Origin of the sequence: Umboniibacter marinipuniceus, from assembly GCF_003688415.1 — a bacterium.
Classification (GTDB): domain Bacteria; phylum Pseudomonadota; class Gammaproteobacteria; order Pseudomonadales; family DSM-25080; genus Umboniibacter; species Umboniibacter marinipuniceus.
Genome location: NZ_REFJ01000006.1, coordinates 25,688 through 41,617, shown reverse-complemented (window position 1 = coordinate 41,617; position 15,930 = coordinate 25,688). Strand labels below are relative to the sequence as shown.

At 50.2% G+C, this 15,930-nt stretch carries 16 protein-coding genes; 9 read left to right on the top strand and 7 right to left on the bottom strand.

Translation table 11 applies throughout. The features are described from left to right. Positions 1–13: 13 nt before the first annotated feature. Positions 14–1,057 (bottom strand): succinylglutamate desuccinylase/aspartoacylase family protein, encoded by a 1,044-nt coding sequence (locus DFR27_RS11650; protein WP_121877657.1) that lies wholly within the window; start codon positions 1,055–1,057, stop codon positions 14–16. Continuing rightward, complete coding sequence (gene rimK / locus DFR27_RS11645; protein ID WP_121877656.1) at positions 1,057–1,962, bottom strand: 30S ribosomal protein S6--L-glutamate ligase; 906 nt, start codon at positions 1,960–1,962, stop codon at positions 1,057–1,059. The genes DFR27_RS11650 and rimK overlap by 1 nt, the downstream gene beginning before the upstream one ends. Before the next feature lie 200 nt (positions 1,963–2,162). Between rimK and DFR27_RS11640 the strand changes: the two genes are divergently transcribed. Beyond that, on the top strand, positions 2,163–3,026 hold the full coding sequence (locus DFR27_RS11640; RefSeq protein WP_121877655.1) for a LysR family transcriptional regulator: 864 nt from the start codon (positions 2,163–2,165) through the stop codon (positions 3,024–3,026). 188 nt (positions 3,027–3,214) lie between these two features. After that, positions 3,215–3,919: a dTDP-4-dehydrorhamnose reductase family protein gene (locus tag DFR27_RS11635; RefSeq protein WP_121877654.1), complete on the top strand. Its 705-nt coding sequence runs from the start codon at positions 3,215–3,217 to the stop codon at positions 3,917–3,919. A gap of 136 nt (positions 3,920–4,055) precedes the next feature. Here the strand turns inward: DFR27_RS11635 and fabB are convergent, their stop codons facing one another. Then, positions 4,056–5,264 (bottom strand): beta-ketoacyl-ACP synthase I, encoded by a 1,209-nt coding sequence (fabB, locus tag DFR27_RS11630; protein WP_121877653.1) that lies wholly within the window; start codon positions 5,262–5,264, stop codon positions 4,056–4,058. A gap of 12 nt (positions 5,265–5,276) precedes the next feature. Next, on the bottom strand, positions 5,277–5,792 hold the full coding sequence (fabA, locus tag DFR27_RS11625) for a 3-hydroxyacyl-[acyl-carrier-protein] dehydratase FabA (RefSeq protein ID WP_211327632.1): 516 nt from the start codon (positions 5,790–5,792) through the stop codon (positions 5,277–5,279). Between the two features lie 260 nt (positions 5,793–6,052). Between fabA and DFR27_RS11620 the strand changes: the two genes are divergently transcribed. Both DFR27_RS11620 and DFR27_RS11615 read left to right on the top strand, forming a co-directional pair. Continuing rightward, the gene (locus tag DFR27_RS11620; protein WP_170150855.1) at positions 6,053–7,405 is read left to right on the top strand and encodes a phosphohexomutase domain-containing protein; all 1,353 of its coding nucleotides are present in this window, start codon (positions 6,053–6,055) and stop codon (positions 7,403–7,405) included. A gap of 28 nt (positions 7,406–7,433) precedes the next feature. Then, the gene (locus tag DFR27_RS11615; RefSeq protein WP_121877651.1) at positions 7,434–7,979 is read left to right on the top strand and encodes a chalcone isomerase family protein; all 546 of its coding nucleotides are present in this window, start codon (positions 7,434–7,436) and stop codon (positions 7,977–7,979) included. Here the strand turns inward: DFR27_RS11615 and pgi are convergent. Continuing rightward, positions 7,965–9,554 carry a glucose-6-phosphate isomerase gene (pgi, locus tag DFR27_RS11610; RefSeq protein ID WP_121877650.1) on the bottom strand — a complete coding sequence of 530 codons (1,590 nt, stop codon included), beginning with the start codon at positions 9,552–9,554 and terminating at the stop codon, positions 7,965–7,967. The genes DFR27_RS11615 and pgi overlap by 15 nt on opposite strands. A 22-nt stretch (positions 9,555–9,576) precedes the next feature. After that, positions 9,577–10,539, bottom strand: a complete 963-nt coding sequence (locus DFR27_RS11605; protein ID WP_121877649.1) for a polyprenyl synthetase family protein — start codon at positions 10,537–10,539, stop codon at positions 9,577–9,579. Between the two features lie 197 nt (positions 10,540–10,736). On the opposite strand from DFR27_RS11605, the gene rplU reads away from it, so the two are divergent. The 4 genes from rplU (at position 10,737) to proB (ending at position 13,802) form a co-directional block, all read left to right on the top strand. Further along, complete coding sequence (gene rplU, locus DFR27_RS11600) at positions 10,737–11,048, top strand: 50S ribosomal protein L21 (protein WP_121877648.1); 312 nt, start codon at positions 10,737–10,739, stop codon at positions 11,046–11,048. A 29-nt stretch (positions 11,049–11,077) separates the two neighbouring features. Continuing rightward, on the top strand, positions 11,078–11,335 hold the full coding sequence (rpmA, locus tag DFR27_RS11595; RefSeq protein WP_121877647.1) for a 50S ribosomal protein L27: 258 nt from the start codon (positions 11,078–11,080) through the stop codon (positions 11,333–11,335). Between the two features lie 122 nt (positions 11,336–11,457). Next, the gene (gene cgtA, locus DFR27_RS11590; protein WP_121877646.1) at positions 11,458–12,672 is read left to right on the top strand and encodes an Obg family GTPase CgtA; all 1,215 of its coding nucleotides are present in this window, start codon (positions 11,458–11,460) and stop codon (positions 12,670–12,672) included. Between the two features lie 26 nt (positions 12,673–12,698). Continuing rightward, positions 12,699–13,802 carry a glutamate 5-kinase gene (gene proB, locus DFR27_RS11585; RefSeq protein ID WP_121877645.1) on the top strand — a complete coding sequence of 368 codons (1,104 nt, stop codon included), beginning with the start codon at positions 12,699–12,701 and terminating at the stop codon, positions 13,800–13,802. Between the two features lie 87 nt (positions 13,803–13,889). Here proB and rpsT read toward each other — a convergent pair whose 3' ends face one another. Next, a complete protein-coding gene (rpsT, locus tag DFR27_RS11580; RefSeq protein ID WP_121877644.1) occupies positions 13,890–14,156 on the bottom strand; it encodes a 30S ribosomal protein S20 in 267 nt (88 codons plus the stop codon). Positions 14,157–14,333: 177 nt separating this feature from the next. On the opposite strand from rpsT, the gene murJ reads away from it, so the two are divergent. After that, positions 14,334–15,893 (top strand): murein biosynthesis integral membrane protein MurJ, encoded by a 1,560-nt coding sequence (murJ, locus tag DFR27_RS11575; protein WP_281269026.1) that lies wholly within the window; start codon positions 14,334–14,336, stop codon positions 15,891–15,893. Positions 15,894–15,930 lie beyond the last annotated feature (37 nt).

Sequence of the window (15,930 nt, the reverse complement as noted above, 5' to 3'; positions counted from 1 at the left end):
CGTTAACAATGTATTAGCGCGTAATATCCTGGTTGGATAGCTCGGAGCTTTCTTCCAGTATTTCATGCATTTCTTCAATCTCCGAGGCAATACTCTCGTCGCTCTCTGAGAAGTAAGCAATGTGAAACATCGCATCACCCTCTTGAACAAGGGGGATGTTTTGCTTACCAATAATGATACCCGACTTATTGGCGATCACTTTGCCTAAACTATCACCAAACGGGTTGCCAATATCGGCGAGGATGTCGCCTTTGACAACCTGGTCGCCGAGCTCTTTAAGCGTGTTGACAATGCCGCTAGCGCCAGCTCTGATCCAAGTGCTGGTGTTGGCAACGAAGAATTCAACTTTCTTTCTCTTCACCTTTCGCTTTAAAAGTCCAAGCTCATTCAGAACATTGACCACGCCTCTAACGCCTGCCCGAATAGAAATCTCATCTAAACGTAACGCCTGACCTGCTTCGTACAGTAGAATTTTAGTGTCCCACTCCACCGCAGATTGCCTCAGCGAGCCATCCCTCAGGTTGGCGTTCAGTAATACCGGTACGCCAAATGCTTCCGATAACTTTTTCGTTTCGGGGTCAGATAAATTGGCGCGAATTTGCGGTAAGTTTGAGCGGTGAATTGCTCCCGTATGCAAATCAATCCCATAGTCGCAATGCCTGACCACTTCTTCAAGGAAGATGGAGGCCACGCGACCTGCCAGCGATCCCTTTTCTGAGCCCGGGAAGCTGCGGTTCAAATCACGTCTATCCGGCATGTAACGGCTTTGATTAAGCACTCCGTACACATTCACCATTGGCACTAGGATCAAACTCCCTGCCTTGAGATTGAGGTACTTGGAATTAATCAGTCGGCGAATAATCTCGACGCCATTGAGTTCATCACCGTGGACCGCGGCGGAAACAAATACGTTAGGGCCCGGCTTCTTAGCGCGGACCACGTGTATCGGTATCGAGATGTCCGTATCCGTGTAGAGTTTAGCCACAGGGATTTCTAGGCGCATGCTATGTCCCGGCGGTATGTCAACACCTGCGATAGTTAGCATTTCCTGCTTCATTAACCTTTTCCTTTCGTCTTATTTCTATTTGGCTTGGCGTTAGCTTCAATGAATTCGAAGATCATTGAGGCAACGTCTTTCTTGGTGGCAAGCTCGATGCCCTCCAAGCCTGGGGAGGAGTTCACCTCCATCACTACGGGACCATTCTTTGACTGCAAGATGTCTACACCACAGACATTAAGCCCCATAATCTTTGCCGCCTTTAGTGCAGTTGCTCGCTCTTCTTTGGTCAAACGAATGAGCTTGGCCGATCCACCGCGGTGCAAATTAGAGCGGAATTCACCTTCGGCTCCCTGTCGCTTCATGGCTGCAACCACTTTGTTGCCCACTACAAAGCAGCGAATGTCGGCGCCGCCTGCTTCTTCAATAAACTCCTGAACCAAGATATTGGCCTTTAGACCCATAAAAGCCTCAATGATACTTTCGGCGGTTTTATTGGTGTGTGCCAATACAACGCCAATCCCTTGAGTGCCTTCTAGCAACTTAATGACCACCGGTGCGCCGCCAACATTCTTGATCAAATCTTTTACGTTGTCGGGCTTGCTCGCGAAGCCCGTCCGTGGCAAGCCAACGTCTTTACGTGAAAGCAGCTGTAAAGAGCGCAGCTTATCTCTAGAGCGACTGATTGCGACTGATTCATTAACGCAAAAAGACCCCATCATTTCGAATTGGCGGACAATGGCCGTGCCGTAAAAAGTAATTGAGGCGCCAATTCGAGGGATGACTGCGTCATAGTAGGGTAACTCTTCGCCGTGATATCGAATCGCCGGTCGGCTCCGAGTAATGTCCATGTAGCAGTGCAGGGTATCGATAACGTCTACCTGATGACCAAGGGCTTCTCCTGCCTCTTTTAGGCGTCGAGTTGAATAGAGGTTGGGGCCTCGCGACAAAATGGCTACTTTCATGTTTTTAGCTCCTAAAACTCCCTAATCCACCCTGGATAGTTCGCTTCGATTAATATTACTTTTAATGTTCATGCATTTGATAAAGGGCTATAGCCCCTATATGTATGCTAATGACATGCTGCTAATATTAACTAGCTCGTAGCTGCGAGGTAAAACGAGTTCTTTTTGGATTTTCGATAAAAAATATTGATCGAGGTGGCATGAATACAGATTTATTGCGAACTTTCTTGGAGATATCGAAGACTCGTCACTTTGGGCGCGCGGCGGAAAATCTCTACTTAACGCAGTCAGCTATTAGTTTTCGTGTTAAACAACTGGAGGATATAGTCGGCGTTAAGCTTTTTACGCGTGAGCGTAATAACATCCTGCTGACAGCGAGTGGTGAGCGACTGTTACCGCATGCGGAGAATATACTTGCCGGCTGGCAGGCTGCGCTTCAAGATGTGGGTGTGGCAAGTCAAAAAAACTTACAGATCTCTATTGGCGGTACGTCTAACCTCTGGGATACCTTCCTCCAGTCTTTGCTGCCAATGATGGCTACCGCCTTTCCTGACCTCTATTTGCGAACCGAGATCAACCCACAGCGCGAACTTGTTAGAGCGCTGCTTGGCGGCAGGCTGGATATGGCAGTAGTGTTTGAACCCTCTAATCTCTCGGGCCTGCGAGTAAGCAAGATTGGTCAGATGGACCTGGTTTTTGTGAGTAGTGAAAGGATTTCGAATGCCGAGGATATTGCCAAAGTAGGCTATTTGTTCGTTGATTGGGGTACTGCATTCAATCTCCAGCATGCCAAATTTTTCGATGAGGCCATCGCCCCCGTCCTGCACACTGGGCAGAGTCACATTGCCTTAGAGTTTCTCCTATCACATGGTGGCGCTGCCTTTCTTCCCTCCAATATTGTGGAGCAATTGATCGCCGACAAAAAACTATTTGAAGCCGAGCATATTCATCGTGTAAGCCGAAGCGTTTACGCGATCTTCAATGAGGAAAGTGAGAATACCAAAGCCTTTCTGCCCATCATTGAATTTTTATCGAATAGGGCAGCGTCGTCACTAGCGCCTTAAAAAAACAAATGGCCATAACATCAAAAGAGCAATGAATGGCCAAACCGAAGGAACCGTGAGCCAAAAAACACGCCATCACAGGCAAGTAATACACGCATCGTCGATTTAGCTACTCGAGAGGCAGTGTGGGTAAGTTGGCGCCCACCGTTAAATCTCATATACTTCGCAAAACACTTGAGAATTAATCCATGTCTGAACGAATTTATATCGTTAGTCCGCCACCGGAAGCTCGTGAAGAGCTGCTTGCTAGTATTCGCGCACTGCTTCCGCGTGCAGAGTGCATTGAGGTTGAACACCCCGTGGAGTCACTAGAGAGTGCTCAATTAGTGATTAGCTTTGGCACTCAGGTTGAGGAATTCTTGGCACTTTGTCGGCAAGCTGATTTGCAGAATGTAGGTGTTATTCAGGCAAGATTGCAGTCGTTTCAGCTGGATAACGACGAGTTCGACGACGTTTGGGAGTCGCCACTGCTCGATGAGTCCGCGCGGGTGATGTTGTTGGATTTCCCCATGTTAGCGGTGCGTCTTTTTCCGGATGTGCTGCGCGAAATTGAGCTGGCGGGTACGCGTGAATTAGATGACAGCTCGTTCTTCAATATTGTTACCGTACCGGATTTGTCTCGCGTTTGCGCGTCGGTCATTGCGCAGCTGTTATCGGGCGGAGAGAACTGGGGCCGCTACACCTATGCATCGGGCGGGAAGGTAACCTGGCATCGTTTAACGGCCTACCTCTGTGATGATAAGTGTGAAGAAACAACGGATCAACTTGTTGCGGGTGCTGGCCTAGGTGTTGATCGGACGCTTGACGGGACGGCGCTGAAGTTCGCCTTCGGCATCAAGCCAAAACCTTGGCGGGTAGGATTGTTAGATCGCTGGCGAGCGTTTTTAGGCTAACTTTCAGGCTGCGAAAGTCAACTGAAGGGATCCACAAGAAAGCCTACAAAGAAGCCCACAAAGAAGCCCACAAAAAAAGCCCTCAAACCGCAGATAACAACAGTTTGAGGGCTTTTTTAGCGCCTATAGCGGCTAATTACAGGCTTTTAAAAATCAATGTTGCGTTAGTGCCACCGAAGCCAAAGCTGTTTGACATAACCGTCTTCAGCGTTTTCTCTTGAGTTTCAGTAACAATATTTAGTCCTTGTGCTTGCTCGTCAAGGTTGTCGATATTTGCCGAAGCGGCAACAAAACCATTCTGCTGCATAATGATGGAGTAGATAGCTTCGTGTACGCCGGCAGCACCCAATGAGTGGCCAGATAGTGACTTGGTTGAGCCAATTAGCGGCGTGTTGTCACCAAATACTTCGCGAACGGCGCCTAATTCGGCCACATCACCCACAGGAGTGCTGGTACCGTGAGCGTTGATGTAATCAATCGGCTCGTCAACCGTAGCCATCGCCATGCGCATGCAGCGTGCAGCGCCTTCACCACTTGGTGCAACCATGTCGTAGCCATCAGACGTAGCGCCGTAGCCTACTAGTTCAGCGTAGATGGTTGCGCCACGCGCCACCGCATGCTCGTAGTCTTCAAGGACGACACAACCGCCGCCGCCAGCGATGACGAAGCCGTCACGACCTTCATCGTAGGCGCGAGAGGCTTTGTCTGGGGTGTCGTTGTACTTAGTAGACAGCGCGCCCATCGCGTCGAATAGTGATGACATAACCCAGTGAAGCTCTTCACCGCCACCTGCGAAAATCACATCCTGTTTGCCTAGCTGAATGAGCTCGGCGCCGTGTCCAATACAGTGTGCACTGGTAGCACAGGCTGATGAAATGGAGTAATTGACACCTTTGATCTTAAATGGCGTGGCCAAACAGGCGGAAGTGGTTGAACCCATAGTTTGCGTTACACGGTAGGGGCCAACGCGCTTTACACCTCGGTTGCGGATGATGTCAGCAGACTCCACTAGGTTGTGCGATGACGCACCACCAGAACCCATAATAATACCGGTGCGTTCGTTTGATACCTGATCGTCACTCAAACCTGAATCTTTGATAGCTTGATCCATACTGATGAAAGCGTAGGCAGCGGCATCACCCATAAAGCGCAGCGCTTTACGATCAATGTGCTCTTTAAAATCAATGTCAATTGAACCGGCTACGTGCGAACGAAGGCCAACTTCTTTGTATTCTTCCTGGAACGATATGCCAGATTTGCCGTTACGAAGGGAATCTTCAACATCAGCGATGCTGTTGCCGAGGCTAGATACAATGCCCATTCCCGTGATGACTACACGACGCATGGTGGATACTCCTTAAAAATTCTCAGTACTTTGAAAAAGACCAACCTTGAGGTCCTTTGCATGATAGATTTCGCGGCCGTCAACCATGACAACGCCATCGGCGATGCCCATAACCAAACGGCGTTCAATAACGCGATTTAGGGTGATCTTGTACGTCACTTTCTTCGCGGTGGGTAAAATTTGCCCGGTGAACTTCACTTCACCACAGCCTAGTGCGCGCCCTTTACCTGGGTTGCCTTTCCATCCTAGGAAGAAGCCAACCAGCTGCCACATAGCGTCGAGGCCGAGGCATCCTGGCATTACCGGGTCACCGGGGAAGTGACAGTCGAAGAACCAGAGGTCTGGCGTGATATCGAGTTCAGCGATTAGCTCTCCACAGCCATTTTCGCCGCCAGTGGCGCTGATGCTGGTAATGCGATCTAGCATTAGCATGTTAGGGGCTGGAAGTTGGGCGTTGCCCGGGCCGAATAGTTCGCCTTGGCTACAGGAAATAAGTTCCTCGTAGGTATAAGAGCTTTGCTGAGTCATAGTACATCTCGAAAAAATTGCTGTGAAATGTCGCGAAATGTCATGAAAATTAGCGCGACTGTGCGGTCATTTTATGGGAATGCGTTTCTTAAGTCACTATCGGCAATTCACAATTTGTGAATATCCAGGCGGCTTTGGTCGAATTGTAAAATTCACCCCTACAGCGGAAATAATTCACCTAAGCGGTGCTAAACAGCTCTCAGATTGAATGGTATAGTGTGATGCAAAACAACATGACAAGAATGTCGCGTGGAGAAAAAATGAAAATTAGCTGTTTTAAAGCCTACGATGTACGGGGCCGCGTTCCGGACCAACTCAATGACGATGTGGCCTACCGTATTGGCCGTGCCTACGCTCAATTCTTAAACGCCAAGCGCGTAGCAGTGGGTTACGATATCCGCCTGACGAGTAAGACACTTTGCGATGCGTTGACTGAAGGTTTGACCGATGGCGGTGCCGACGTTGTCAATATTGGCGAGTGCGGCACAGAGCAGATTTATTTTGCGGCAAAAGAGTTAGCTGTCGATGGCGGTATTGTGGTCACAGCTAGTCATAACCCCATGGACTATAACGGCATGAAGTTTGTGCGCGAGGGCGCAAAGCCAATTTCCGGTGATACCGGCTTATTCGATATTCAAGCCTTAGCGGAACAGGGTGACTTTGCCGAAGTCGAGAAAAAAGGATCGGTCAGTCGCTTAGATCATAGTGAGGCTTACATTCAGCACTTGCTTACCTATGTAAACACCGCTCAGCTCAAGCCGCTTAAGGTGGTTGTCAACGCAGGTAATGGTGGTGCGGGCGCAGTGGTGGACTTGCTTGAGCAACATCTGCCGTTTGAATTCATCAAGGTTCATCATGAGGCAAATGGCCACTTCCCTAATGGTGTGCCTAATCCGCTGTTGGAAGAGAACCGTCAGCCAACCATTGACGCTGTCGTAGCAAATAATGCGGACTTAGGCATTGCTTGGGATGGTGACTTTGATCGTTGTTTCTTCTTCGATTCTGCCGGGCGCTTCATTGAAGGCTACTACGTGGTAGGTTTACTTGCCGAAGCCTTCCTATTAAAGCAACCTGGCTCGAAGATTGTTCATGATCCCCGTCTCACTTGGAATACCATTGAAGTGGCTCACCGCTACAACGGTAAGGCAATTATGAGTAAAACGGGCCATGCCTTTATCAAAGAGTGTATGCGTCACGAAGACGCTATCTATGGTGGTGAGATGAGTGCGCACCACTATTTCAAAGATTTTGCTTACTGCGACAGTGGCATGATACCTTGGTTGTTGATCACGGCGTTGATGTGCCAGCGCAATGTGAGCCTAGCGTCATTGGTGGATGAGTGTATGTTGGCGTTCCCATGCAGTGGTGAAATCAACACCAAGCTTGAAGATCCTGAAGCAGCCATTGCACAGATTGAGTCAACCTATCAAAGCGCAGCTACTTCGGTGGATCGCACCGATGGTTTGAGTATGAGCTTTGGCGATGAGTGGCGCTTTAATTTACGAATGTCTAACACGGAACCGGTACTCCGACTCAACGTAGAGTCGAAGGCGGATACGGCGTTGATGGAAGCAAAGCGAGATGAATTACTCGCGATAATAACAAGTGCGTAAGCACAATAATGTGGTTTGAGGAGTTAAAATGAAGAAGTTATTCGCAAGCATGTTGATGGTCCTGTTTGGGCTAACAACGGCTGTCTCGGTAAGCGCGGAGGCACCGGAAACTTTTACGCTGGCCGAGGCCGAGATGCAGAAGCAAGGTGAAGGTGTGCGTCGCAAATTCATGGTGCCGCTATACGATATCGCGCTCTACACGGTAGAAGGCCAAGACCAAGAAACGCTCGTCAGCGAAACGATTTCGCCGATGGCGTTGCGAATTGAGGTTCGCTCTAGCTTAGTGAGTACCGCGTTGTTCACGGAAGCGGTGTTAGATGGCTTCAAGAAGTATGAGCGCTATGAGGAAGTGGAGCAGGTGGTCGAAGATTACTTGGCTCAGTTCGTGGAAGAGATTGTTGAAGGTGATATTTACACCGTTTTTAACGATCCAGCTCGTGGCGTCATCACCTATCGTAATGGCGAGGAATTTATCCTGGTTGAAGGCGCGCTGTTCAAAGAGGGGATGTTCGGTATTTGGTTAGGCGAGCGGCCCGTAAACCGCCGCCTAAAACGCAATTTATTGCGTGGCTGATTGATAGGCGCTAACGATGGCGGCATAGCCGTCATCGACGTTTGCCGTATCACCTGATGTCAGCACGGTTTCCATAGTGCTGGCATGTACCTTTCCTAATTCAACACCCCACTGATCAAACGCATTGATCTCCTGCCAATAGCCACAGAAAAACACTTTGTTTTCGTAAGCGGCTATTAGTGCGCCTAAAGTGTGAGGGTTAAGCGATTCCATCGTCACAATACTGTGTGGACGATTACCCAAGATTTCTTTGTGTTTGGCGATTACCTTGGCCTGATCTGGATCCATTCCTCGCGCGAGTAATGCTTCCTTGGCTTCAGCGGCGCTTTGTCCATAGCAGAATACCTGGCTTTGAGCGAGTGCATTGGCGATGAGCTTGAGGTGCTGTACCGGTTCGTTGGGCGATGAAAGTGGCAGGATAATCTCTGCGGCAATGCCTTGATTTCCTTGATGTAGTAGCTGGTGGTAAGAGTGTTGACCATTGCTACCTTCAGTTCCCCAGACCACTCCGCCAGTTGGATAGTCTACTCGTTCACCTTTGAGGTTGACGGACTTGCCTAGGCTCTCCATCTCCAGTTGCTGAAGGTGAGCAGGGAGAAGACGCAGATCATGGCAATAAGGTAATACCGCTCGCGAGCTAGTACCGTGGGCGTTGACGTTCCAGAGTTCGAATAGGGCCAGTTGAGCGGGTAAATTGCGCTCTGCTGGTGCCGATTCGGCGTGTTCGTCCATGGCTAGCGCGCCGCCTAGAATGGCTTCGAAGGTGCCTGGTTTGAAGCCCATCATCAACGGCAAGCCGATGGCAGACCACAAAGAGAAACGCCCGCCAACCCAGTCCCAAAGCGGGAAGATATTGCTTTCATCAATACCAAATTCAATGGCCATCTTAACGTTAGAGCTTGCCGCCACAACGTGCTTAGCAACGTCTGTGACGCCATTATCTATCAACCACTTGCGGGCGGCATTGGCGTTGTTGAGCGTCTCTGGTGTCGAGAAGCTTTTCGAAGAGACAACGATCAGGGTGGTCTCTGGGTTTAGAGTGGCCAATTTCTTCTCAATGTCAGCGGGGTCAATATTCGCTACCCAGTGAACATTGATGTCGTTGTGGCGATAGTGCAGCATAGCGCGGTAGATCATTCTGGGTCCGAGGTCCGACCCGCCAATGCCGATATTGACGACATCACGAATTGCCTTGCCGCTATAGCCTTTCCATTCGCCGGATTGAACTGCCTTCGTTAGCGTTTGCATTTTAGCTAATGAGGCGCGGACTTCTTCCGCTCGTGGATCGCTACTATCAAGGTTGCGCAACAGCGTGTGCAGTACCGCGCGGCCTTCGGTGAAATTGATCTCATCACCTTGACGCATGGCTTTGTAGGCGTGATTGAAGCCGCTTTCGTTAGCGAGTCCAGTAAGTTTCGTAAAGGTCTCGGCACTCATCTTCTGCCGGCTCGTATCGAGCGTGAGTTCGGCCGCCGAAGTTTTAAATTGGGAAAAACGTTGAGGGTTCTGGCACAGCGTAGCAACGCACTCGTCGCCAGCATGCTCCGCAAGCTGCTGCAGTTGTTTTAAAAACATAGTTTCTAGCCTTTATTTTTAATTACTTCGTTCTGGCGATGCAGTAATCGGCGATTTCTTCGAGTGCAGAACGATAGACAGAGGCGGGTAGTGTGGATAGCGCACCTTTTGCCGTTTCGATTGCACGATAAGCTGCATCACGAGTGTAGTTAAGCGAACCGGTCGCTTCCACTATTCGGATGATATCGTCGATCTGATCGGTATTTTTAGTCTGCAAGGCGGTGCGGATCGTCCCTGCATCTTCAGCTGACGCGTGTTGCATGGCATGAATTAAGGGAAGTGTTGTTTTCCCTTCAGCCAAGTCGTCGCCAACATTCTTGCCCATGGTATCCACATTTCCAACATAATCAAGTAGGTCGTCGACAAGCTGGAAAGCAATACCTAACTGATCGCCAAACGTGGCGAGCTGTTGGCGTTGTTCGGTAGAGGCGGAAGCCAGAATTGCTGCGCCCTCGCAGGCGGCTTCAAACAATTTCGCGGTCTTAGCGCGAATCACTTGGTAATAGTCACGCTCACTCAGGCTCGCATCGCCGGCGTTCACGAGTTGCAGTACCTCACCTTCGGCGAGTACGTTGGTGGTCTCGGAAAGAATGTCGAGAACATCGAGATTGCCAATTTTAACCAATAGCTGAAAAGCGCGCGAGTAGACGAAGTCGCCAACTAGTACCGCCGGTGCGTTACCCCATTTGGCATTCGCCGTATCGCGACCGCGGCGAAGGTTGGATTCATCCACGACGTCATCGTGCAGTAATGTTGCGGTGTGGATGAACTCAACCGCGGTGGCCAACTGAAACGTAGATGAGCCTTCAAATCCAAGCGCTTTGGCGGTTATAAGGGAAAGCATCGGTCTTAGGCGTTTTCCCCCTGCCTGAACTAAGTACTCTCCTATATGCTCCACGAGCGCGACATTCGAGTTTAGATTCTCTAAAATTAGGGCGTCGACCTGCTTAAGGTCACTACTGGTAAGGTCTAGGAAAGACTGCATGATTAGGCAATATTATCTCCGAGTTTTGAGTATGCTAGAAGTATGCAGCCCGAAGGTCAACTTCACAAAAGAAATAAGCATAACAGGGGTTGCTCTATGGCAAAGTTTTTCGTAGAATGCCGCACCTTGTGAAATTCAGTGGTTCAGCCCCGTAACCACGGCGTCACAGTCCTAATAGCGGAGTTGGAGCAATATATATGTACGCAGTAATTAAGAGCGGCGGTAAGCAATACCGTGTTCAGGAAGGCGAAGTAGTTCGTCTAGAAAAGATTGAAGTAGCAACTGGTGAATCAGTCGATTTCGACGAAGTTCTTCTAGTAGCTAATGGCGAAGACGTTAAAGTCGGCGCGCCAGTCGTTGAAGGTGCTAAGGTAACAGCTGAGGTTGTTGGCCAATTGCGCGGTGACAAAGTGAAAATTGTTAAGTTCCGTCGCCGTAAGCACTCTAAGAAGACACAAGGTCACCGTCAGTGGCACACTGATGTGAAGATCACTGGTATTCAAGCTTAAGCTTAAAAAGGTTTTAGGAGTAAAGTAAAATGGCTCATAAAAAAGCTGGTGGTAGTACTCGTAACGGTCGCGATTCGGTCAGTAAGCGCCTTGGCGTTAAGCGTTTCGGCGGTCAAGAAGTACTAGCAGGTAATATTTTGGTTCGTCAGCGTGGTACTCGTTTCCACGCAGGTCCTGGTGTTGGCATGGGCAAAGACCACACATTGTTCGCTACAGAACATGGTGTTGTTAAGTTCGATGTTAAGGGCCCGCACAACCGTAAGTACGTAAGCATCGTTTCTGCATAAGTAACAATGCGTACGAAAAAAGCCCTGTCTTCGGATGGGGCTTTTTTTGTTTATGGGTACATACTAAGTGAAAGCGTTCGATTTTTTATCGAACCCAATGTTCAGATCAAAGAGGGTAGAAAATGAAGTTTGTCGATGAAGCACCGATTCGCGTCGAGGCGGGTAAGGGTGGTAATGGCTGTCTCAGTTTTCGCCGAGAAAAGTATATTCCACGTGGCGGTCCGGATGGCGGTGACGGCGGAGATGGCGGCTCGGTATTCCTTGAGGGTGATGCCTCGCTGAACACCTTAGTGGACTACCGTTTTACCCGTAACTTCCGTGCCGAAACCGGTCAAGGTGGTCAAGGTCGTAACATGACAGGTCGAAAGGGTGAGGATCTCATCCTGAAGGTGCCAGTGGGTACCTCGGCAATTGATATGGAAACGGACGAAATCTTGGCGGATATCACTGAAGCGGGCCAGCAAGTTATGGTTGCGCGAGGTGGCTGGCATGGTTTGGGTAATACCCGTTTTAAATCTTCGGTCAATCAGGCACCTCGTCAGACCTCACCTGGCCAAGAGGGTGAGTCGCGGGAAATTAAACTAGAGCTTAAGGTGCTTGCTGATGTGGGTATGTTGGGTTTGCCAAACGCCGGTAAGTCTACCTTCATCCGTTCAGTGTCTTCGGCCACGCCAAAGGTTGCCGATTACCCGTTTACTACCTTAGTGCCAAGCCTGGGAGTGGTCCGTTTACAGCGTCACCGTAGTTTTGTCATTGCCGATATCCCGGGTCTGATTGAAGGGGCTTCTGAGGGTGCTGGTCTGGGGATTCGTTTCCTTAAGCATTTGACTCGCAACCGAGTGCTACTGCATACCATTGATATGGCGCCCTGGGATGATATCACCCCGGCTGAAGCCGCAACTTCCATCGTTCGTGAGTTAGAAAAGTTCTCGCCAACCTTAGTTCAGCGAGAGCGCTGGTTGGTGTTGAATAAACTCGATATGGTCCCCGAGGAGGAGCGCGAAGCACGCTGTCAGTCAGTGATTGATGCCCTAGGCTGGGAAGGGCCTGTTTATCGCGTGAGTGCCATCAATGGTGAAGGGACAGAGCAACTTTGCCACGATCTCATGATGCGCTTGGAAACGATGAAAGAGGAAGAGGAGGCTAACCCAGAGTTGGCTGAAATCGAGCATCAGACCCAATTGGCCATGCAGGAAGAAGCTCGTCAGCGTATTGAGGAGCTTCGTTTGGCTTACCGAGCGAAAAAAGCCGGTAAGACACTTGAAGACGAAGACGATTCCGACGATGATGATTGGAACGAAGACGACTACGACGTTGAAGTCGAGTACGTCAAATAACGGCTTAAATTAGTGCAGGGGGATGAGTGGCAAATCAGCGTTGGGTAGTTAAGCTGGGGTCATCGTCCCTCACTAATCACGGAACATCTCTGGCAACTCAGGCCTTGTCAGCTTGGGTGGCTGACATAGCGGCGTTAATGTCGCAGGGCTACGAGATTGTCGTAGTTTCTTCAGGTGCTGTTGCCGCTGGCATGGCGCGCCTTCAAATGGCCGATCGTCCGGCGCAGATATCCCAACTTCAAGCTATTGCAGCCATTGGTCAATCTGATTTAGTTCAGGCATGGCGCGATGAATTCGCTCAGCTGAATATCCCTGTCGCGCAAGTGCTGCTTAATCACTCAGACATCAGCAATCGTGAGCGCTATCTAAACGCCAGAGCAGCAATTCAGGTCCTACTTGGCTTGTCGGCGGTGCCTGTGGTTAATGAAAATGACTCGGTGGCTACCGATGAAATTCGCCTGGGTGACAACGATAATCTCGCCGCACTTGTGGCCAACCTGATTGACGCAGATGGGCTACTACTTCTTACTGACCAAGATGGTCTTTACACTGGAAATCCCAATACGGACCCAACGGCTGAGTTGATCACTGAGGCCTTCGCCGATGAGGATCGGCTGCTGAAGTACGCCTCAGGCTCTGGCTCCAAAGTGGGGACCGGGGGAATGAGTACCAAGGTGTCGGCGGCGCGTTTAGCTGCGCGCTCGGGCACACTGACCGTTATCGCTAATGCGGCGGCGCCTCAGGTCATTCAGCGGGCGCTGACGGGGGTTAGTGTGGGTACGCAGCTGCTAGCTAGGTCAATACCGCTTCGAGCCCGCAAACAGTGGTTAGCGGGGCATATACAGCATAGCGGAGTGATGGTGGTGGATGCGGGCGCTAGAAAGCATTTAGAGCAGAATGGTTCGTCGTTGCTGCCGGTTGGTATCGTAAGCGTTCAAGGGGATTTTCATCGCGGCGCATGTGTACTGATACAGGATGAGGGTGGCGCTGTCTTTGCGCGAGGTTTGACTAACTTTAGTGCGCTTGAATTGCAGGATATGGCGGGTAAGTCATCGCGCGTTATTGCCGGTTTGCTTGGCTTCGAGCCAGAGCGAGAGGCGATCCACCGAGACAATCTAGTTTTGCTGTAGTGGTGAGAGGCCGCTTAGGTACGCCAAGTAGCGAAAAAGTACAGACGAAAAAAAACCGGCATAAAGCCGGTTCTTTTTAACGCGATCTTAAGCAGCTAGCTTTTTGACCTGGGTGTTAAGACGGCTCTTGATACGAGCTGCCTTATTCTTGTGGAAGATACCCTTGTCTGCAAAACGGTCAATGACCGGCTCTGCTGCAGCGAATGCTGCCTTTGCTGCTTCGTGATCACCTGCTTCGATGGCGGCAACTACTTTTTTAATGTAGGTGCGCACCATGGAGCGCAGGCTCGCGTTGTGCGAACGAGACTTTTCAGCCTGACGAGCGCGTTTTTTTGCTTGCGGGGAGTTTGCCACCGTAAAGCTCCTTTAAGAAATCATGGTTCAAAAATTGAGGTCGCGAACTATGCCGCTCGCGCCACCGATTGTCAATAGTCAATCGCAATAATGTCGAATAAATCGACAATAGGCTGCTAGTGTAGCACAACTGGTAATGGTGTTAAGATCTGCGTAATTACGTAGGAGTATAAGAAATTGGCAAAATCGCAAGGATTGGTCCGTAGTGGCCTGATCGTGAGTACTATGACAATGATTTCGCGGGTGCTTGGTTTAGCGCGCGATATCATCCTTGCGCGAGTTGTGGGCGATACTGCAGCGGCCGATGCATTTTACGTGGCCATTAAAATTCCTAACTTTCTCCGAAGACTGTTTGCCGAAGGCGCGTTCGCGCAAGCATTTGTGCCAGTATTGTCGGAGTACAGAGAGAATGGCTCCAAGTTTGCGGTACATCAATTCATCAATCGAATGTGTGGGTGGCTGGGCGCCTCAGTGATATCTATCACCGTGTTGGTGGTGATTTTTGCGCCGCAGGTGATGCTTATTTTTGCGCCTGGCTTCTGGGATGAGCCCGAGAAGTTCAACATGGCCTCGGAGATGCTGCGGATTACCTTTCCCTATCTGGCCTTAATCTCACTAACAGGCTTCGCGGGAGCGATCTTAAACAGCTATGACCGCTTTGCGGTGCCAGCCATTACGCCCATATTTCTCAATCTGTCGTTAATCGCCTGCGCCATCTTCTTAACGCCATGGTTCGAGGAGCCCGCCTATGCACTGGCGTGGGGTATTTTGATTGCGGGAGTGATTCAGTTAATTTTCCAGTTGCCATTTTTGGCTCATCTTCAACTCCTGCCAAAGCCCGAGATGACTCGCGGCGACAAGGGTGTTTCTAAGGTACTTAGATTAATGATTCCCGCGCTCTTTGGTGTCAGCGTGAGTCAGATCAACCTGCTACTGGATACGGTTATCGCCTCATTTCTTCCGGGTGGTAGCGTTTCCTGGTTGTATTATTCAGACCGCTTGGCTGAGTTGCCTCTGGGGGTGTTCGGTATCGCGCTGGCCACTGTGGTGTTACCCAACTTATCCCGCAAGCATGTGCGTGGGGGTATTGACGCCTTTTCAGACACGCTGCGTTGGGCATCCAGATTGGTGTTCGCTATTGGTTTCCCCGCGGCCATTGCGTTGATCGTCTTGGCTGAGCCGCTGATCTTCACCTTATTCGGTTATGGCGAACTGAGTGATTTTGGGGTTCGTCAGTCCGCATGGGCGCTCCGCGCCTACGCGCTAGGGTTATTGGCATTCATGTGGATCAAAGTGCTGGCTACGGGTTTCTATTCTCGCCAGGATACCAAAACGCCGGTGAAGTATGGCATCGTCGCGATGATCGCCAATATGGTCTTCAACCTTATCTTTGTTTACCTGCTGGTCGATTATCATCTCGGTCACGCCGGACTTGCGCTGGCAACCGCGGCATCAGCCTGGCTCAACGCGGGTCTACTTTGGTTTGGTTTGCGCCGAGACGGCGCTTGGTTGTCGGCGCAGCAGAGTATGAGTATCCTTCCACCCCTACTCGCGGGGTGTTGCATGGCGTCATTGTTGGTGTTCCTGCAGCTGGAATTCCCGCTGTTTTGGGACGGTGCTGAATTTGGCGAGCGCGCTTCCTATCTAGCGCTCTATGTGGTTTCTGGCTTAGTTTGCTACTTCGGTTTAGTGCCGTTATTGGGCTGGCGAAAACGCCATCTTTTAGCGCCAAAATAATTGTTGTTCTTAGCTGAAATGCTATCAATTTATAGGT